Origin of the sequence: Dehalogenimonas formicexedens (assembly GCF_001953175.1) — a bacterium.
GTDB classification, from domain to species: domain Bacteria; phylum Chloroflexota; class Dehalococcoidia; order Dehalococcoidales; family Dehalococcoidaceae; genus Dehalogenimonas; species Dehalogenimonas formicexedens.
Genome location: NZ_CP018258.1, coordinates 230,117 through 246,502, shown reverse-complemented (window position 1 = coordinate 246,502; position 16,386 = coordinate 230,117). Strand labels below are relative to the sequence as shown.

At 52.9% G+C, this 16,386-nt stretch carries 22 protein-coding genes, 2 tRNA genes, 1 rRNA gene and 1 pseudogene; 5 read left to right on the top strand and 21 right to left on the bottom strand.

From position 1 onward, the window contains the following. Positions 1-5: 5 nt before the first annotated feature. The 18 genes from Dform_RS01380 to Dform_RS01295 form a co-directional block, all read right to left on the bottom strand. Positions 6-593, bottom strand: a complete 588-nt coding sequence (locus tag Dform_RS01380) for a hypothetical protein (RefSeq protein WP_076003431.1) — start codon at positions 591-593, stop codon at positions 6-8. Between the two features lie 31 nt (positions 594-624). Then, entirely contained in the window at positions 625-819 is a 195-nt protein-coding gene (locus Dform_RS01375) for a cell division protein FtsH (protein ID WP_076003430.1), read from the bottom strand. Positions 820-855: 36 nt separating this feature from the next. Then, positions 856-1,059, bottom strand: a complete 204-nt coding sequence (locus Dform_RS01370; RefSeq protein ID WP_076003429.1) for a cell division protein FtsH — start codon at positions 1,057-1,059, stop codon at positions 856-858. Positions 1,060-1,201: 142 nt separating this feature from the next. Continuing rightward, a complete protein-coding gene (locus tag Dform_RS01365) occupies positions 1,202-1,414 on the bottom strand; it encodes a hypothetical protein (protein WP_076003428.1) in 213 nt (70 codons plus the stop codon). A 330-nt stretch (positions 1,415-1,744) separates the two neighbouring features. Beyond that, the gene (locus Dform_RS01360; protein ID WP_076003427.1) at positions 1,745-2,425 is read right to left on the bottom strand and encodes a hypothetical protein; all 681 of its coding nucleotides are present in this window, start codon (positions 2,423-2,425) and stop codon (positions 1,745-1,747) included. Continuing rightward, the gene (locus Dform_RS01355) at positions 2,397-2,648 is read right to left on the bottom strand and encodes a hypothetical protein (RefSeq protein WP_076003426.1); all 252 of its coding nucleotides are present in this window, start codon (positions 2,646-2,648) and stop codon (positions 2,397-2,399) included. Before Dform_RS01355 ends, Dform_RS01360 begins: the two co-directional genes overlap by 29 nt. Next, positions 2,635-3,420 carry a TIGR04255 family protein gene (locus Dform_RS01350; protein WP_158513446.1) on the bottom strand — a complete coding sequence of 262 codons (786 nt, stop codon included), beginning with the start codon at positions 3,418-3,420 and terminating at the stop codon, positions 2,635-2,637. Before Dform_RS01350 ends, Dform_RS01355 begins: the two co-directional genes overlap by 14 nt. A gap of 96 nt (positions 3,421-3,516) precedes the next feature. Continuing rightward, positions 3,517-3,747, bottom strand: a complete 231-nt coding sequence (locus tag Dform_RS01345; RefSeq protein ID WP_076003424.1) for a hypothetical protein — start codon at positions 3,745-3,747, stop codon at positions 3,517-3,519. Further along, positions 3,737-3,982: a hypothetical protein gene (locus Dform_RS01340; protein ID WP_076003423.1), complete on the bottom strand. Its 246-nt coding sequence runs from the start codon at positions 3,980-3,982 to the stop codon at positions 3,737-3,739. Before Dform_RS01340 ends, Dform_RS01345 begins: the two co-directional genes overlap by 11 nt. Further along, positions 3,982-4,767: a C2H2-type zinc finger protein gene (locus Dform_RS01335; protein ID WP_076003422.1), complete on the bottom strand. Its 786-nt coding sequence runs from the start codon at positions 4,765-4,767 to the stop codon at positions 3,982-3,984. Before Dform_RS01335 ends, Dform_RS01340 begins: the two co-directional genes overlap by 1 nt. A 128-nt stretch (positions 4,768-4,895) precedes the next feature. After that, complete coding sequence (locus tag Dform_RS01330; protein ID WP_076003421.1) at positions 4,896-5,201, bottom strand: hypothetical protein; 306 nt, start codon at positions 5,199-5,201, stop codon at positions 4,896-4,898. Then, on the bottom strand, positions 5,191-6,111 hold the full coding sequence (locus Dform_RS01325) for an AAA family ATPase (RefSeq protein ID WP_076003420.1): 921 nt from the start codon (positions 6,109-6,111) through the stop codon (positions 5,191-5,193). Before Dform_RS01325 ends, Dform_RS01330 begins: the two co-directional genes overlap by 11 nt. 1 nt (position 6,112) lies before the next feature. Further along, positions 6,113-6,472 (bottom strand): J domain-containing protein, encoded by a 360-nt coding sequence (locus Dform_RS01320; RefSeq protein WP_076003419.1) that lies wholly within the window; start codon positions 6,470-6,472, stop codon positions 6,113-6,115. A 2-nt stretch (positions 6,473-6,474) separates the two neighbouring features. Beyond that, positions 6,475-6,696, bottom strand: a complete 222-nt coding sequence (locus Dform_RS01315) for a hypothetical protein (RefSeq protein ID WP_076003418.1) — start codon at positions 6,694-6,696, stop codon at positions 6,475-6,477. Further along, entirely contained in the window at positions 6,693-6,938 is a 246-nt protein-coding gene (locus Dform_RS01310) for a hypothetical protein (RefSeq protein ID WP_076003417.1), read from the bottom strand. The genes Dform_RS01315 and Dform_RS01310 overlap by 4 nt, the downstream gene beginning before the upstream one ends. Further along, a complete protein-coding gene (locus tag Dform_RS01305; RefSeq protein ID WP_225973705.1) occupies positions 6,935-9,223 on the bottom strand; it encodes a DUF3854 domain-containing protein in 2,289 nt (762 codons plus the stop codon). Before Dform_RS01305 ends, Dform_RS01310 begins: the two co-directional genes overlap by 4 nt. Positions 9,224-9,235: 12 nt before the next feature. Beyond that, complete coding sequence (locus tag Dform_RS01300; RefSeq protein ID WP_076003416.1) at positions 9,236-10,213, bottom strand: recombination directionality factor; 978 nt, start codon at positions 10,211-10,213, stop codon at positions 9,236-9,238. Between the two features lie 107 nt (positions 10,214-10,320). Further along, the gene (locus tag Dform_RS01295; protein ID WP_076003415.1) at positions 10,321-10,557 is read right to left on the bottom strand and encodes a helix-turn-helix domain-containing protein; all 237 of its coding nucleotides are present in this window, start codon (positions 10,555-10,557) and stop codon (positions 10,321-10,323) included. Positions 10,558-10,720: 163 nt separating this feature from the next. Here Dform_RS01295 and Dform_RS01290 point away from each other — a divergent pair, with 163 nt between their 5' ends. The 3 genes and pseudogenes from Dform_RS01290 to Dform_RS01280 all read left to right on the top strand — a co-directional run. Continuing rightward, a complete protein-coding gene (locus tag Dform_RS01290; protein ID WP_076003414.1) occupies positions 10,721-11,122 on the top strand; it encodes a helix-turn-helix domain-containing protein in 402 nt (133 codons plus the stop codon). After that, positions 11,119-12,051 carry an ImmA/IrrE family metallo-endopeptidase gene (locus Dform_RS01285; RefSeq protein ID WP_076003413.1) on the top strand — a complete coding sequence of 311 codons (933 nt, stop codon included), beginning with the start codon at positions 11,119-11,121 and terminating at the stop codon, positions 12,049-12,051. The genes Dform_RS01290 and Dform_RS01285 overlap by 4 nt, the downstream gene beginning before the upstream one ends. Beyond that, positions 11,978-13,108: pseudogene (locus tag Dform_RS01280) on the top strand (recombinase family protein); the annotation flags it as partial. The gene Dform_RS01285 and the pseudogene Dform_RS01280, both read left to right, overlap by 74 nt. Positions 13,109-13,608: 500 nt before the next feature. Here Dform_RS01280 and Dform_RS01275 read toward each other — a convergent pair. Further along, a tRNA-Ile gene (locus Dform_RS01275) sits at positions 13,609-13,685 on the bottom strand. Positions 13,686-13,821: 136 nt separating this feature from the next. On the opposite strand from Dform_RS01275, the gene Dform_RS11435 reads away from it, so the two are divergent. Continuing rightward, positions 13,822-13,989 carry a hypothetical protein gene (locus Dform_RS11435; RefSeq protein ID WP_192846592.1) on the top strand — a complete coding sequence of 56 codons (168 nt, stop codon included), beginning with the start codon at positions 13,822-13,824 and terminating at the stop codon, positions 13,987-13,989. An 18-nt stretch (positions 13,990-14,007) separates the two neighbouring features. Next, entirely contained in the window at positions 14,008-14,427 is a 420-nt protein-coding gene (locus Dform_RS01270) for a pyridoxamine 5'-phosphate oxidase family protein (RefSeq protein WP_076003412.1), read from the top strand. A 128-nt stretch (positions 14,428-14,555) separates the two neighbouring features. On the opposite strand, the gene Dform_RS01265 is transcribed toward Dform_RS01270, so the two are convergent. Both Dform_RS01265 and Dform_RS01260 read right to left on the bottom strand, forming a co-directional pair. Then, positions 14,556-14,629, bottom strand: a tRNA-Ile gene (locus Dform_RS01265). 186 nt (positions 14,630-14,815) lie between these two features. Beyond that, positions 14,816-16,310 (bottom strand): 16S ribosomal RNA (locus tag Dform_RS01260). Positions 16,311-16,386: the final 76 nt, after the last annotated feature.

The following is a 16,386-nucleotide window of genomic DNA, read 5'->3' as shown; positions in this document are numbered from 1 at the left end:
TACGCTTAAACTAGCCGCCTGGCCTTGCGGCCGTACGGATTAAGGGTCACCTTACGGGCGGCCGTAGTACCGCCGGCGGCGGTCACCGTGGCGACCACCGTCAGCTTATCGCCGGGGGTGAGCCGGAGATCGGCGCCGAGCTGTCCGGCCGCGGCCAGGTCGTAGTTGGTATTAGCCCCGGCCGCCTGGTCGGTGCCCAGATACTTCTTGTCGATGGTGTCGGACTTGGGGAACTTCGAGACACGGACGTTGCCCGAAACCTCAGCCTCAGTGACCAGGTTGAGGCGGTTTAAAAACCAGACCTCGCCGGCCGGCACCTCGAGCTCGACGGTTTTCACCGTATCCTGGGCCGAAGCATCAGGCACGGTTATCTCGACCTTGTCGCGCTCGTCGATGCGGTCCTCGGTATGGATGGCCTCGGCGTTAAGCAGGGCTTCCCGGAAGACCTGGAGCGGCAAACCCATCCAGTTGCCAGACTCGTTGTCGTACACGCCGAGCAGCGCCAACGACTGACCCAGGGGAGGCACCCAGCCCTTGGGAGGCCGCGCCCCGGGATAGCCCGGATATTGCTGCGGAACAATCTTCTTGTTCAAGAATTTACCTCCTGTATTGGATTTGCCTCGCCTAGGATTTACCGGTGATGCCTTTCATCATCGGCATCATGATGGCCATCATCATCACCATCATGATCATGGGCATCATGGCCGAGAACATGCTGGTCATGTCGGTGGTCTGCTGGGGATAGTAGCCGCCGACAGTGCCATACTGGTATTGCTGGGGCCGGGCCTGCATCCCGGCGAACTGCTGAGTTGTGTACATGGCTTAGGTACCTCCTAAAATAGCTTTCGTTTTGGTTCAGTCCTTGGACGTGACGCCCTTCATCATAGGCATGATGATAGCCATCATCATCACCATCATGATCATGGGCATCATGGCGGAAAACATCCCTGAAAAGGGATCGGTGGTCTGAGTCGGGTAGTAAGAGCCCGGGCCGCTTACCTGCATCGGGTTATACTGCCCCGGCGCTACCGGTCCGCTGATTTGCTGTGGAGTGAACATTGCTGCCTCCTCGTTACTTTCGTTTGAATTTCCGGCGGTTGCCTGGTGTCGTCTCTCTTATGGATCTTCCCCCACCGCCGCCGCGACAGCGGTAAGGGAAGATGGATTAAAAGCTGAGAGAAGGCATCAGGCAGAGCAGGCGCTACTCGAACATGGCGCGCTTGTAGCCGTTCACCATGACCGGACCCTTGCCGTCGACGCCGTCGCGATAATGATTGACCCGCCCCTCTTTCACCTTCAGGCCGGACGGCGCGATGCCGTTCATGCCGGTGCGGAAGGCTTCGGGGGTGGCTTTCTCTTGGTAGGCGACGGGGACGTTCTTTTCCAGGTCGTTCCAGCTGGCGTACTTTCCCATTCGGGCACCTCCTCTTTAGTCTCGGTCCGTTCGCGGCCGGGACGCTTCTTGGGGTGCACTCCGGGCGGAAAGGCAAAGGGGTCAGCCTGAACCTTGCCGGTCCGGAGTGCTAACCCCTTATGTGAGCTTGTGAGCTGCCGTGAAAAACAACGAGCCTCGTGAGCCGGGTTTTTCCGGCAAGCTCACGAGGCTTACGAAATCAGATTATACAGGCTGTATTCGGACTGTCAATAGGGTGAGGGTATTTTAGCTTTACGTCTCAGGTCTCTATACCTATGTTGTGCAACTGACGAAGACACTTTATGAGAGAACTCAACAATCAATAGTAATTCATGTTCTCAGTGCGACGGCATCTTCGGCTGGAATTCGAGAGAAGAACCGAGCGAGCTTTATCCGCAATTCGCTCCGACCTTCGGGTGAAAGCTGTAGGTACTTGGATTCAAGCGGGGCAGCTGTCGGGGAATTAATGCTTTTACAATTGATTTTAAATATATTTCTGAAATCTATCATGTAGTGATTGATTGATATCGAGTCCTCCGAATTCTTGGATCTTTTGTTAATATCATAAGATGGGAGTGATGCATGCTTATCGTAAATAAAGAGTTCGACGAAAGCAAACGTTGTTCCTTCAAGCTCGCGACGAGCTTTTTCCCCTGCGTCAATTTTTTCCCATTTGTCGGGTGGGACTGCCTTATCTGGCGGCATAATCCTATTAATTCTCGTAAGGTCTTCGGCCAAAAAAGGGTTGGCAAATAATGCCACATCAACTCGAAGTAATGGTGTAAGCAGAAGAGTACCGGCTCCAATCGAACAACATGGCGTAAGAATCACGGAAAAGGGGGGCATCTTTACATTGACTTGATAGTCAGTGCAAATTGAGTCCCATGGCTTGAGAATTTCGGCATTAGTCAACGTAAATCCTTTAACGACATCACCGAATCTCAGAGCATTATCCATTTCTTCTTGATAGAAATAGGATGTATCACTCTTCGGTATAATAGCTTCCGACATCATGGTATCCCTTAAGAGCAATTTTTTGTTCTTCGCTCAGAAGGTCTTTATTGAGCGATATTTCGACTATTTCAAGGAATTCATTGGCTCTGCCGAGTTTAAGCTTGACCAAATAACGCCCGAATGGATAGGATACTATCCGCCATTTACGTGATTCACCTTTGGAACCAGTTGCATCCTCAACAAATTGTTGATACTCGTATTCTTTATTATCCCGGTTCACTTGAACCAGCCCCCCGTTTTCGCATAAAAGCCCTGACAGGTTCCTTTATTGTTTGATCGTACTCGTCAGAAATGAATCGATGTAAATCATCGGTTACTTTTAGGTATTCATTTGGTGCAATATTGTTTGCGAAAGCATCAAAATCGAGAACAAGAACATCTTTATCATTGGACTTTTGAAGAGATTCTACGTATCTCAAACCGTAATTATTTCGTTTTGTCAAAACCTTGAAATCCATTTCTGTCACTGTAGAAATATCAAAACGGCTCAGCGGAAACGTGGAATTGTAGTACCGTCGGAACGAAGCGTTTGTTTTCTTTAGCACGGGACAGTTGTCGATGTATCTCAGGCCTATGCGTTGGAAGATTGGAATTGAAACCACCTCTAATAAGTTATCGACCACGTTCTTAATGATTTCTCTAAATTTCACTTCACCATCCAAATCATAAGTTTTATGTTGAGTCGATACAATATCGAGGGAGTTGGTGAGTACGTTAAGCTGAAGTCCTAAGGGAGAAACAAACTGCCATATCTTTTGACCGGCTCCGCCCTCCTTTTCTTGGGTATCTCTTATTTCTCCAAGTTGTACTTTGGGACCCACATCAATCCAAGCAAATTGACGGCGAAACACAACATTGGATTCGGGGAACTGCTTCATGATTTTCAGCTGGAAGTCTCCCATCTTCCCCTCTAAAAAAAGAAGGTTGGGGAACCTTATCTGAAAAATCACCTGGGTCACTGTTGGATGGGGAAAAATTTCTTTGATAGCCATAACCATTATCCGCCTTGTTTTTGCTTTGAAAACGCAACGTAAATATACTCCCCTTGATACTCATTGGCAATCCACTAGAACTCTGGCCTCGGATATTCATTTCGCTTCGAACATCGCTTCCTCCCACTTCCGCCACTTCTTTTCCTGGGTTTCGGCGTAACGCTTCACGGCCTTCTCCGCCCACTCTCTCCGTCTAGCTACAAGGACGTCTTTACTTAGAGATCGAGAACCCGCCGGAGGATTCGTCTCCTCCGGCGGGTTGCTGATCTCGTAATCTGCCCTCAGGAGCGCGGCGATAGTGAGCAAGGTAAAGTAGTTATTCCACATTGATGATCTTGCCCTTAATACCGAACATAGTTGAAAAGCCCCAGGCCAACTGCTCGCAGAGTTTGTCCACCGGCTCACCAAGGTCGAGTTTCTCGTTTGGATCCAACAGGTAAAACCTGACCTCGAGCCGGCCTTCCTTCCGGCGCTTGGTGATCTCCATGCCCATATGCCGCCCGATCTCTTGGGCCTGCTCCATTTGCTGCCGGTTGATGCCGGCCATACCCGGATTAAACATTACATGCCTCCTTTCTTTTGTTCTGTCTCCCAGCCTTCCGGAACGCCACCGCCGCTCCGGCCAGGAAACATCTGTTGCTCCATCATGCCCCACATCATGTCCATCACTTTATCGACTCGCTTGGCATAGGCCTCGTCAACCGTCTTCGGCGGTGGTCCTTTGGGTAGCTTCTCTTCGATATAGCCCAAGACACCGCCAACCGCCTCCTGGGCCGCTTCTCTGGCCATTTCCGAACTGGCGCCCCGGGCCCTGGCGGCTGCGGCATCGAGCTCCTCGCGAGAGGCAGTTAGCATCCTTAAAAGCGGCTCAAAGCGTTTGGCCTCAGCTTCGGCTTGAGTCTTTTGGATTTGAGCCAGCTCCATCACTAGAAGCATCGACGACCGGAGTTTCATCATGCCGCGGAGTTCACACTGTTCTTCATAGCTGTCCCCCATGTAACGACGGAGGACCGCCTCTGGAGAGATGACTTCGCTTTGCTTGTATGTCGATGGCAGGTTGCTGGCCTGGTCGTCGGCCGCCGGGATCATCTTGACCAGTTCCTGCCTCACCGTTCTTTCTTTGAAGTGAAGGTCATTCGTGAGTTGCTCGAAGGTGTAGCCCTTGCCCAGGTATTCCCTGATCTCGGATGCGATGCTCTCCTCATCCGCCTTCCCTTCCACCTGTTCAGGGGCCTGGTTTTCGTTTATGGGTGGTTCATCCTTGTTTACTGGGTGGGCGCCTGATGTATGACCGCCGAGCGCCTTAATCGACTTGAATTGCCTGTTGCAGATCTTGCATGTGTACACTTCCTGCCTCCTGTAACCGGTGCCATTCCGGATAAAAGGTCAATGAACCTTCTTGTGGAACGTACAGGCCGTGACTACAGTGTGAATACCCGCTGTAGATACCCGCCTGTGAATACCCGAAATTGGCCTCATGTCCCCGACTCCTTCTCCCCGGGGGTCACCCCCTCCTCATCGTACGGTGCCTCTCCCAGAATCCATTCAAGCATGCCTATCCTGGCTTCGACTACGGTCAGGGCATACAGGGAAAACATACCAAACCACCGCGCCGTCCATCCCGGGTCTCCGGTCGATAACTCCTTTTTGATATTCTCGATCTCGACAGTCGAGGCTAGTATGCTAGTGGCGGCGCTTTCGATATTTCGGCCGACTTCCCCACCGGCGCGGAACCATTTGTAGCGTTCCAGCTTTTGTCTGATCTCCGATTCACTTTTCACTTTCGTTTCCTCCGATCAATAATTTGATGGCCTTTTCTACTCCGAGTTGCGGCGCCAGGCGCGCCACCCTGATGGCATCGCGGACGTTCTGAGTGAGGCCGTCCAGACGGCGGGCGATCTCTTCGGCAAGCTCGGGACTGAGACCTTCGCATCGCACTAAAACGCCCTTTACGACCGTGAGATACTCCGTCCGGCCATATGGGAAGAGCTGCCGGATGGCGAACCGCGACCGAAGCTCCGGCGACAACTTTTCGCAGCGGTTGGAAGCGGCGATCACGCGGAGGGGGTTGCTGAGGTTGAGCTCTCGGCCTCTTTTTGTACGCACCAGGCGGCCGCCCTCCATCATGGTAAGCAGCGCCGCGGTGTCGGCGGCGTTCATCTTGTCGATCTCGTCAATAAGGAGTATCGACGGCTCGCGCTCGGCCACTAGGTCCCACAGTCCCGCTTTCGATGTCGCCGAACCCACCAGCCAGATGGCTTTTTCACCGCCCGCCCTTTCGATGTCCCAGAGGAATAGCGTCTTGGCCAGCGCCGGCGGCCCGGTAAGGAGCACATGCACTGGCTTTTCGGCAAGTAATGACGCCCTGAGAAGTTCTTTTACGCCGTCATGCCCTATGATGTCATCGAAAAGAGAGTTGGGTGTTGCCAGTTTTGGCTCCTGGTGCGTCCGGGGCGGCGTGTTTTCAGCCGCAAGAAGGCTTTTGCCCAGTTCGCTCAACCGGTAGCCGGTGTGGGAGTTGGAGCGGAAGACGTTTTCGAGATAGCCTTCCTTAAACAGTTTGGACAGCGTCGCCGGCCAGATCCGGACGTGCCGCCAGCCCCAGCCGATGCGGTAGTCCTTGTCCATGTCTACCGTGGCCTCGAACCGGGCGATCTCCGTGAGAAGTTCAAGAACGTTGTTGTCCTTCATTTCACCACCTCCTGTCGCTTGAGATTTTCCTGAACGCCTCGGTGACGAGCTGGGTCAAGTACTCGGTGCCCTTAATGCCGGCGGTGTCGGGATGAAGTTTCCGCAGGAGATCGAGATAACGCCGCCTCACCTGCTCCTGAAGCATGGACCGGTCGCAGCCGAGGATGCGGTAGGGGTCAAAAGTCGGCTGAGTTGACGGCACTGTTCTTTGGGCTGCCGATATATCCATGCCAAGCCGCTGAGCGAAATCGATGATGGCGGCCGGATCGGCGGCATTGGTAAAGCAATCGGCCATGAAGGACTGAAGCTCGTATGCCAACTCTCGCTGCAGCCGCTTGATCTTGTTGAAGCGCTCTTCCATGTTTACCACCAGAAATGTCCGCACAAGACACCGATTAAGAAACCAACGAGGATCTGCCACCAGTAATTACCGCCGATCCTGGCAAGAAGTATTCCCAGCCCTAGGAAGACAAGCATATAGATGAGCGGCGATTTCTTCTGGTCGTCCCGGATGATCTCCGTCCAAGGTCTGCCGCCCACTTTCCGCCAGAGACTTTCATATAGTCTGCCCAGGAAGTCGATCATTTCTTGGCCTCTTTCTTTATAAGCCACCCTCGTTCCTCGTCGGGGACGGGTGGTCCCAGGCGGTTGAAATCGAGGCAAGCCTGACAGATGTCGAGCGCCAGCGGCTCACCGCGGGCCAGCCGGATAATGTCGATGCCGCCGTTTCCGGCCTTGTCGGACAGAGGAAATCCCCTGCGGCAGAAAATCCTCTTGCCATGCACTCTGGCATGGGCGCATTCATAAAGCGTCCGTTTCTTCTTCATGTCGTTTCCTCCGGCTGATGATGAGGCGCCGTATTCCCTACAGAACCTTTCGAACCTTTCAAACCTTTCGCCTCACGTTCAGGCTCACGATTGAAAGGTTTCTCGAAAGGTTTTTCCGCGGTTTCCAAACCTTTCGCCCCGTTTGAAGCTAAATCCGCAATATTTCCGGCTTTTTCCGCGAAAGGTTTTTCCTGGCCTGGAGAACCTTTCGGAGAATCCGAAGCTGTTTCGAAAGGTTCGAAAGGAGTGAAAGGTTTTACGACCGATACGGGCGTTTCGAGCTTGAGGCCGTACTGCTTAACCAGGCTTTCGACCCTTGCCTGATCCCAACAGACGACCCTTCGCCGGGTGGTGCTTCCCTTCTCTTTTTGAAAGCCCAGTCTTCGGGTCAGCCACCCAGCCTTTTCCGGGTTGAACGGAGCCCCCTCTTCATCAATGGCGCTGGCGTTTATTGCGATGTTTTTGAGAGACAGCTCCTGGTTTTCCCGGTGCAGTTCGATCATGGCGGCAAGCACCCGTCCGGCATCGCTCTCCCGGCGCCGTGTGTAAAGCGACTCCTGCAGCCGATGGACGAAACTGCCTAGCGCCTCAGCCATGGCATGGTCGCCATTAAGCATGGCTTTCATGGGGATGAGTATCTCCTGGAGGCGCGGTTGCAGGTTCGGTTCTAGGAGTTCGTTGCCGAAGGTCTTGCCCTTAAGGCGGCAAAGGTTTTGAAGGCGAAAGGTCAAAAGCTTCGAGCGCAGGGTCCCGACTTCCTTGTCGAACGATGCCGGCAGCACCCGGGGGATGTCGTCGCGGGTGAGAGGCATCATCTCGGAGGTGAGGCAGCGGCTCTCCAGTGCTTCGTCGCTGAAAGGAAACCTGGTCGACAGAAGTTTCGGGCCGAATACCTGGTAGCCCCGCGGAAACCATTTCCCGTTTTCTTTATCGGCTCTTAGGACCGGCATTCCTGGCCGGTAGCCGTTATTGAGAAGCTTCACCATCTCCGTCCAGGCGGAAGAATCTTTAAAGTCGGCTTCATCAAGCACCAGCGTTCCCCGGAATTGTTCCAGGATGCGGAAGATTGGCGACGGCGTGGTCGCTCCCGAGGCAAACATCGGCCGGAAGCAGACGCTGCCTACGACCTGCAAAAAGCGCGTCTTGCCGGTGCCCCAATCGCCAATCACCCGGAGATAGGGAATCGACGGAGCAAACTCGTAGACCCAGCTTAAGAGGACATAGAGAGAAGCGATCTCCTCGAAGTCGGCCGGCAGTTCCATATAACGGTGAATGAAGTTCTTTACGTCTTTGAAGAGGATTGCCTGCGAGTCATATGGCGTCGCGCCGGGAGCAAAATGCACCACGTGGCCGACCAGCGGGTCGGAGGTCGGCAGATAAGTCACCTTCGAGGTGTCGTACTGCCAGACTTTTTTGATTGTCCCGCCGTCCGAAACCATGAAATAGCGGTCGTCTTCATCGACTACCATCTCGCCCACCGTGCCGTCACGGAGGATGAAACCGGAGACATAGCGTTCCCGGTCTTCCTCTTCCAACTTAAACTCGCCGACTAGCTTTTCGGCTTCGGCAAGGGAATGTTGCAGCAGGTAGTCGTCGATGCCCGTTTTGCTCTGGCCTTCCAGCTGGGGCAACTGGACAATCTGCACTTTCGCCCCTTTGCGCCGCATATGCTCAGCAACATGAGACAGCGCTTTCTTCACCGGCTCCTTGGTGACGATGTCGGAGTCGAAAGCGAGAAAGACTGCCCGGTCTTTGAGGGCGATATAATCCCAATCGGCTAGGAAGGTGACGCCGCCGAATTCGTTCTTGCCCTTGAAACCCCAGACGCCGGTAACGGATATGGCGCAGGCGCCGCGGCCGGCCAAGGCGTCAGCCTTCTTCGATCCCTCGGTTATCCAGAGAGGGACTTTCGGATTTCCGAGGTCTTTGTGGCAACGGGGTGGGCAGTCGAGGTGGTTTGACGAACCGGCCGGAAGCTCGTACTTGACCGCTTTTCCCTGGTTGTTGGTGCGGGGATTATCAGGCCGGAGTTGGTAACCGGCCGCCTGAGCATCGACGCCCCAAAGAGGGATGAGGAGTCCGGGCACCCGCTGTTGCGACGGGGCAAAGCCGAGCCTGGCAAGCTCGGCTTTGCACACAACGCTCCGGTATTTCCGCTCACGGATGACGTCGAGATCGAGGCCGGTTTCTTTCAGGAGATGCGTCAGGTGACTTTCCAGAAGCTCCGGCACGGCCTCGGAGAACACGCCTCCTGTAACGGTATTTTCACCGCTCATGTCTTTCATGACCATGTTCGACTAGCAGGCGGCGTCGCGGTCAACGGCCTTGAGGAAACGGTTAAGGCCTTCGGCGGTGAATTTCGCCGGCGGCAGCGGCCAGTTGAAATCGTCCATTTCGACATTGATGTGGCAGTACTTCTCGAACCACTGCTTAATCTGATGTTCCCTTATATCGAGCTGCCAGACCTTGCTTTTAGCCCGGTCCCAGAGCTTGATTAAATCACGCTCGGTGACGCCGTCCTCTAGCCTGACAGTCCCCTTGTTGATTACTTCCTCCGGGAAAAGGTCGTCGGGCGCCTCGCTGTCAGGCGGCGGCAGGACCAGCACCTGACCCGGCGGCATCTGGGCGAATTTCTGGATTTCAGCCAGCGTGTATGAAGCGGTCAGGGACAGGACCCGGACGCTCTTTTTCTTGCCGTCGACCTCCACTTCCTTCTCGATGAGCCTCAGCGACAGCGGGATCATCGACAGCCGGCCGCAGACGGCTTTGACAAGCTCGAGGCTTGAATTGATGGCGACGATGGAGTGAAACGAGCCGGTATCGAGCTGGTAGACACCGAGGCCCGGGCAGTCGGGGATGAGGAACTGTAAATTCATCACCCGCTTGCAGCGGCCGATCTCATAGTGAGTGCAGGTCTTCGGGCTGCAGGTTATCTCTCTGAGCTCGGTCTCCGCATCTTCGTGGGTGGCGATTCGCCCGGTCTTTACATTCACTCTGGCCAAGGCGGTCTCGCCGTCGCCGCGGCAGATGAGGCCGCGGTAAGCCGAATAGCACCGCAGGTATTGGCCTGCCCACTGATTCGGGTCTTCGGTCGGCAGCATGACATCAAGCTCAGTGGGCTTTTCTCCGAAGATTTTCCTGACCTCGTCCGGGCAGACAAAGTAGTCTGTCGGCACCGGGTAGGGAAACCCCTCGCTAGATTCCTTCCTCAGCCCTAACCTGATCTTGCCCAGCCTGGGCAGCCTGATGACCCCGGTTACTCCCTTGATCGGCATGTGCTTCCTCCTCTATCGCATTTCCTTTAGCCTTGGCAATATCCATTAGATACAAACGAGCAATCATGCGAGCTAGTATCCGCAATCCACCGTCCATGACCTGTTCGTCAGTTTCGCTCGCCAACACCGTTTTCCTGGATGGTGAATAGGTCATCGAATGAATAGGTCTTGAAGTAATCAAGCAACGTCTGACGGACGGAGGCAGTTGGATTCTGCTTGCCGGTGATGATTCGAGAAAGGTAGCTCGGCGAAAGCCCGATTTTGCCGGCTAACAACTTGCATGAAAGGTTGCGACGCAGCATTGCCTTTTCGAGGTTGTCCCTGTTCAAAACTACTCTGAACATGTGACACTCCTGAATGATTTAATGCACACAATAGTATAACATCAGCCTCGGCTAGTCAAGGTCAGAATGTCACTTTTGTTGAGGTTAATATGACAAATAGTTGTCAAATACTTGTTGCAATCATTACCAATGTGTGCTATTGTATTAACACAAGGAGGGCACTATGCCAGACTTTGCTGCGTACATTAGACAGCTGCGACAGAAGCAACGTTTGTCACTGCGAGAGGTCTCACAGAACACCGGAATCTCTTACTCGTATCTGACTCAGATCGAACATGGCCGGCGCAATCCCCCAGGACCTGAGTTCATGAAACGCCTCGCCCCGATTTACCAAGTTTCGGTTGGTGATCTGCTAAGAGCGGCAGGTCATCTTGAAGAAAGCTCTGAATCGATCCTTAGCGACGAACAGGAAGTGGAAATGGCTTTCAAATACGTCATGAACGATCCCCGTTACCAATCCGGCACTCGCATGGCCGGCGAACTGAACACGGAGGTCAAACGGTTTATCGTTGAGATGTATGAGAAAGCCACCGGAAAGAAGCTGCTGCCAGGGCGCAGCGCGTGAAAAGCCTCAATGATCTGCGAGCCTTCTGCGGATATTTGGCAAGGAAGTACGGTAGTCCAGGTGCGTCATCCGAGGAGGAAAAAGCGGAGGAATTCAGACGGGTTTACTTGAAAGGCCTGCCTTCGAACCTGAAAGCTCTCAGGGCAGTTGCTTCATGTTGCGGGCTCGACCTAACCGGTCTGGATAAAATGCCTCGGAACGTCCGGGGCTATCATGAAATCTGCAACGGACACCTCTATGTTTACTACCGGAAAGATGACACGGTTAGCGGCATCCAGAATACGATCCTACACGAAATGCGAGAGATGATGGAAACCCTCTTCTCCCAGGCTGATCGCAGTTATGAACCGCTAAAGACGAGGACTCGACACCTTGCTGCCAACCGTTTCGCTACGGCGGTTCTATTGCCAGAGGAAGAATTCCGGGCTAATGCATATAAAACGGGATTCGACGTGGTAGGTCTTGCCCAAACCTACTCTAAGAGTTATTCTCAGGTGCTTCTTCGAATGGGCGAAGTCCTCCATGGCAAGGTCTTTTTTTACGGCGCCCTGTTTGAGCCGGACGATGCCGATGCCATTGACTGGGCGGTCACCTACTGGACCATAAGCTGTAACGAAGATGCCGAGCCAAATATCTACGGCGCTAACGGATTGTTTCCCAAAAAAGGCAGACGGGCTCTCACGGGCTCACTCGTCGACATGACCGTGAGATCCCAAAAAGCACACCTGGTACGACGTATCACATTAACTGACGATCCAGATTTCGACGGTGAGGAACTCACGGCTTTTGCGGTTCCCGTGACAGGTGATGTGACTGGAATCGAAAAAGTGATTCTTGTTGTGTTCCTGGCTCGTGATGAATACCTTCTCGAACCTCAAATTAAAAGTATATGTCCGACGGTGGTGGAATCATTCCATCGCCATCTTTAGGAGGAAGGCAATGGAAAATCCTGGAAAAAGAGCCGTAATCTATGCAAGGGTTTCGTCTGATAAACAGGATGTCGACCTGTCGATCTCAGCCCAGCTTAGAGCCCTCAAAGAGTACGCAACTAGGAACAGTTTCCAGCTTATCAAAGAATTCATCGATGAAGCCGAAACCGGCCGAACGACCGCCAGGCCTGCTTTCCGCGAAATGGTGTCTCTCGCACGTCGAACGCCGAAACTATTTGACTTGATACTGGTCTGGAAATATTCCCGGTTCGCCCGCAGTCGTGAAGATTCGATCATGTACAAGGCTCTACTCAGAAAAAACGGAATTCAGGTTGTCTCGATCAACGAGCCCTTTGACGACACCCCGACCGGCCGGCTGTTGGAAGCCATTATTGAAAGCCTCGATGAGTTCTACTCCGACAACCTTGGAGAAGAGGTAACCCGAGGTCTAAAAGAAAGTGCCTCACGTGGTTTTTACCTTTCTCATAAAGCCCCATATGGGTATCGGAAAATTAAGGTAAAAGACGGCATAAAGGAGCGCACAAGGCTTGAAATTGACCCTTACGATGGCAAAACGGTCGCATCCCTCTTTGACAAAGTAGTTCACGGCCAAGGACTTACTGAAATAGCCAAAGAATTGAATGCCAAATTGATCTCCTCGCCCGCGGGTAAAACCTGGGGCAAGACAAGCGTACGTGCCGTTCTTGCCAACGAAGTCTATCTCGGTATCATGGTCTGGGGCCGACAAAACAAACGCGGATTCGAACCGATTCGCGTAGAAGGGGCATTTCCTCCGATTGTCTCTAAGGACACGTTCGTCAAGGTTCAGCGCTTGTTGTGGGAAAGAGCCCCTACCCGGATGCATCCCAAACGAGTTATCAGCAAGTTTTTACTCAGCGGGCTGGTTCGTTGCGGCCATTGTGGCAAAGCTCTGGTAGGAGCGGATGCAAAAAGCGGCAGGTTTACCTATTACGCCTGCGGCACCATTATCAAGAAGGGCACAGGTTCTTGCCTGGGCGGATATCTCAACAGCGGCAAATTTGAGGGGCAAGTGATCCGGAAAATCAAAGAAAATATTTTAACCACTAGCAACCTCTATAAACTGGTCGGACTCGTTAATGAGGAAATGGATGCCACCTCTAACACCTATAGAGATGAATTCAATTCAATTTCGGCGGAGATGCTTGATGCCAACCGCCGGTTAGAGAGCCTCTATGACGCCGTCGAGACACGTAAGATTGACTTGAGCGACCTATCCCCGAGAATCCATGATCTAAGATTACACATCGAAAGCCTCAGGGACAGGAAATTGCAGTTAGAGGGCCTTCTCTCAGAAAGACGCATTGAGCTGGCGGATTCAAAGATCATCGATGCTTACGTGAACGACCTGCGTATTGAACTGGATAGCGGTGCTTTGACTGAAAGGAAGGCCTTCATAAAGACGTTTGTAAAAGAGATAGAGGTGATCGACAAAAAGGCGGTTTTAAGGTATACAATTCCCTTAACGCCGAAGGCTTTGAAAGAGGAAACGATCAGAGTTCTGTCTACCGAACACTATGGTGGGCCATCTTGGTCTCGAACCAAGGACCTCGGTCTTATCAGGACCGCGCTCTAACCAACTGAGCTAATGGCCCGGGGTTGAAATGAACGAAGGTAATTCTAACCCACAGGTGACGTTAAAATCAAGCGGCGGACGCTTTTGGCATACCGCCGCTTGACATTACCCTCTTAAAAATGACAAAATGGTGCAAAACTGAAGGAGGATCACTCATGGCGACCTGGGCATTTATCTTCATTCTGGCGGCCGGTATCTGCGGCTTCACTCTCAAAACAGTCCACAATCCGTTGAAGGGGTTCATTACCGCCAAGCTCTTTTGGGTTCATCTGCTGCTGGGTCTCACGGCGATGACTCTTGCTGTGATCGCGTTAATAGATTAATGTTAAAGGAGGAATGCTATGGCTAAGATGTCGAAAGAGGTTATCGAACTTTTTCAGGATCCCGGGGTACCCAAGATGGTGGCGACAATAAGTCAAGAGGGTGAACTCAATGTCACTCCCAAAACGAGCATGACCGCCATCGACGATGAGACCCTCGCCTTTGCCGACCTATACGGCCGCACTACCAGGACGTTCAAGAACCTCGAGGAGACCAAGAAGGTCGCAATCGTAGCAATGAAACTGCCGGTTGCGCCGCCCTTTACCACCTACCAGGTCAAAGGGACCTTCCGGGAGTATTTGACCTCCGGACCGGTGTTCGACAAATTCGCCCAGGCTCTCAAAGATGCCATGGGGGTTGCCATTAGTGGCGTCGGAACAGTCAAAGTAGATGCGGTTTATTCACAGGCGCCGCAGGATAAGGGTAAACTGGTGGCGTAATCACTACCGCTGGGTTAAAGAGGAGAGGGCTTGTCCCTCTCCTCTTTTTTATCGGCCAGTTAACAAGGAGAAGGCGGCCAAACTATCATGGTTCCGTCTGTTGGACAAACCAGGGGGTTGAAGTTAAATGGGCCATCTTGGTCTCGAACCAAGGACCTCGGTCTTATCAGGACCGCGCTCTAACCAGCTGAGCTAATGGCCCGGTTTGAAAGGCGAAGTTAATTCTAACCCACGGCCGATTCTAAAATCAAGCTTCGGGGAAGAATCCTCTTAAAACAGTTTCACCTTAACCTCTGGATAGCGGAAGGAAAAATAGGCCAATCAAACCCCGGCTTGCGCCGGAGACCGACCTAGGAGTGTTCCCGATAAATCGGGAAAGGCTCCCTAGAAAGGAGGTGATCCAGCCGCAGCTTCCGCTACGGCTACCTTGTTACGACTTCGTCCCAATCACCAGTCCCACCTTGGGCGACTGCCCCCCTTGCGGGTTAGCCTATCGACTTCAGGTGTTACCAGCTTTCATGACGTGACGGGCGGTGTGTACAAGGCCCGAGAACGTATTCAACGCGCTATGCTGACACGCGTTTACTAGCAACTCCGACTTCACGCAGGCGGGTTTCAGCCTGCGATCCGAACTGAGGACGGTTTTGGAGATTAGCTCCCGGTCGCCCGGTGGCAACCCATTGTACCGTCCATTGTAGCGTGTGTGTAGCCCAGGGCATAAAGGCCATGCTGACTTGACGTCATCCCCACCTTCCTCCCCGTTTTGCGAGGCAGTATCGCCAGAGAATATAACTGGCAATAAGGGTTGCGCTCGTTGCAGGACTTAACCATACATCTCACGACACGAGCTGACGACAGCCATGCAGCACCTGTGATAGCTCCTGATTTAACAGGTCATTCCCTTTTCAGTTCATTACTTCTAACATGTCAAGCCCTGGTGAGGTTCTTCGTGTAGCATCGAATTAAACCACACGCTCCGCTGCTTGTGCGGGCCCCCGTCAATTCCTTTGAGTTTTAGTCTTGCGACCGTACTCCCCAGGCGGGGTACTTAAAGCGTTAGCTTCGGCACAGAAAGGGTCGATACTCCCTATACCTAGTACCCATAGTTTAAGGCGTGGACTACCAGGGTATCTAATCCTGTTCGCTCCCCACGCTTTCGGGCCTCAGTGTCAGTTTCAGCCTGGAAAATCGCCTTCGCCTCTGGTGTTCCTCCCGATATCTACGCATTTCACCACTACACCGGGAATTCCATTTTCCCCTGCTGTACTCAAGTCCAACAGTATCGGATGACCCCTCCCAGTTAAGCCAGGAGATTTCACATCCGACTTGAAAGACCACCTACGCCCACTTTACGCCCAATAAATCCGGATAACGCTCGCCTCCTACGTATTACCGCGGCTGCTGGCACGTAGTTAGCCGAGACTTATTCCTCAGGTACCGTCATTATTCTTCCCTGAGAAAAGAGGTTTACAACCCGAAGGCCTTCATCCCTCACGCGGCGTCGCTGGGTCAGGCTTTCGCCCATTGCCCAAGATTCCTTGCTGCTGCCTCCCGTAGGAGTCTGGGCCGTGTCTCAGTCCCAGTGTGGCTGACCATCCTCTCAGACCAGCTACCGATCCCAGCCTTGGTGGGCCGTTACCTCACCAACTAGCTAATCGGAATCAGGCCCCTCTTCAAGCACCTTGCGGTTTTAGTGATCCTTCTTATGAAAGAGCACCACATGCGGTATTAGCACTTCTTTCGAAGTGTTATCCCCCACTTAAAGGCAGGTTACCTAACTATTACTCACCCGTTTGCCACTGTCCCTTGCGGGACCGTACGACTTGCATGCATAAGGCGCGCCGCTAGCGTTCATCCTGAGCCAGGATCAAACTCTCCAGGCTATTTAAACGAATTTACGCTGCAATAAAATTGGCTTTTCCTTCCGCTATCCAGTTGTTAAGGTGCTACGTCAATTGC

What these genes read in the sequence shown, in the direction of transcription:
- Dform_RS01375 (WP_076003430.1), bottom strand. Translation starts at nt 819, where the DNA reads ATGTACACAACTCAGCAGTTCGCCGGGATGCAGGCCCGGCCCCAGCAA.
- Dform_RS01370 (WP_076003429.1), bottom strand. Translation starts at nt 1,059, where the DNA reads ATGTTCACTCCACAGCAAATCAGCGGACCGGTAGCGCCGGGGCAGTAT.
- Dform_RS01365 (WP_076003428.1), bottom strand. Translation starts at nt 1,414, where the DNA reads ATGGGAAAGTACGCCAGCTGGAACGACCTGGAAAAGAACGTCCCCGTC.
- Dform_RS01360 (WP_076003427.1), bottom strand. Translation starts at nt 2,425, where the DNA reads ATGTCGGAAGCTATTATACCGAAGAGTGATACATCCTATTTCTATCAA.
- Dform_RS01350 (WP_158513446.1), bottom strand. Translation starts at nt 3,420, where the DNA reads ATGGCTATCAAAGAAATTTTTCCCCATCCAACAGTGACCCAGGTGATT.
- Dform_RS01345 (WP_076003424.1), bottom strand. Translation starts at nt 3,747, where the DNA reads ATGTGGAATAACTACTTTACCTTGCTCACTATCGCCGCGCTCCTGAGG.
- Dform_RS01340 (WP_076003423.1), bottom strand. Translation starts at nt 3,982, where the DNA reads ATGTTTAATCCGGGTATGGCCGGCATCAACCGGCAGCAAATGGAGCAG.
- Dform_RS01325 (WP_076003420.1), bottom strand. Translation starts at nt 6,111, where the DNA reads ATGAAGGACAACAACGTTCTTGAACTTCTCACGGAGATCGCCCGGTTC.
- Dform_RS01320 (WP_076003419.1), bottom strand. Translation starts at nt 6,472, where the DNA reads ATGGAAGAGCGCTTCAACAAGATCAAGCGGCTGCAGCGAGAGTTGGCA.
- Dform_RS01315 (WP_076003418.1), bottom strand. Translation starts at nt 6,696, where the DNA reads ATGATCGACTTCCTGGGCAGACTATATGAAAGTCTCTGGCGGAAAGTG.
- Dform_RS01310 (WP_076003417.1), bottom strand. Translation starts at nt 6,938, where the DNA reads ATGAAGAAGAAACGGACGCTTTATGAATGCGCCCATGCCAGAGTGCAT.
- Dform_RS01305 (WP_225973705.1), bottom strand. Translation starts at nt 9,223, where the DNA reads ATGAAAGACATGAGCGGTGAAAATACCGTTACAGGAGGCGTGTTCTCC.
- Dform_RS01300 (WP_076003416.1), bottom strand. Translation starts at nt 10,213, where the DNA reads ATGCCGATCAAGGGAGTAACCGGGGTCATCAGGCTGCCCAGGCTGGGC.
- Dform_RS01295 (WP_076003415.1), bottom strand. Translation starts at nt 10,557, where the DNA reads ATGTTCAGAGTAGTTTTGAACAGGGACAACCTCGAAAAGGCAATGCTG.
- Dform_RS01290 (WP_076003414.1), top strand. Translation starts at nt 10,721, where the DNA reads ATGCCAGACTTTGCTGCGTACATTAGACAGCTGCGACAGAAGCAACGT.
- Dform_RS11435 (WP_192846592.1), top strand. Translation starts at nt 13,822, where the DNA reads ATGGCGACCTGGGCATTTATCTTCATTCTGGCGGCCGGTATCTGCGGC.
- Dform_RS01270 (WP_076003412.1), top strand. Translation starts at nt 14,008, where the DNA reads ATGGCTAAGATGTCGAAAGAGGTTATCGAACTTTTTCAGGATCCCGGG.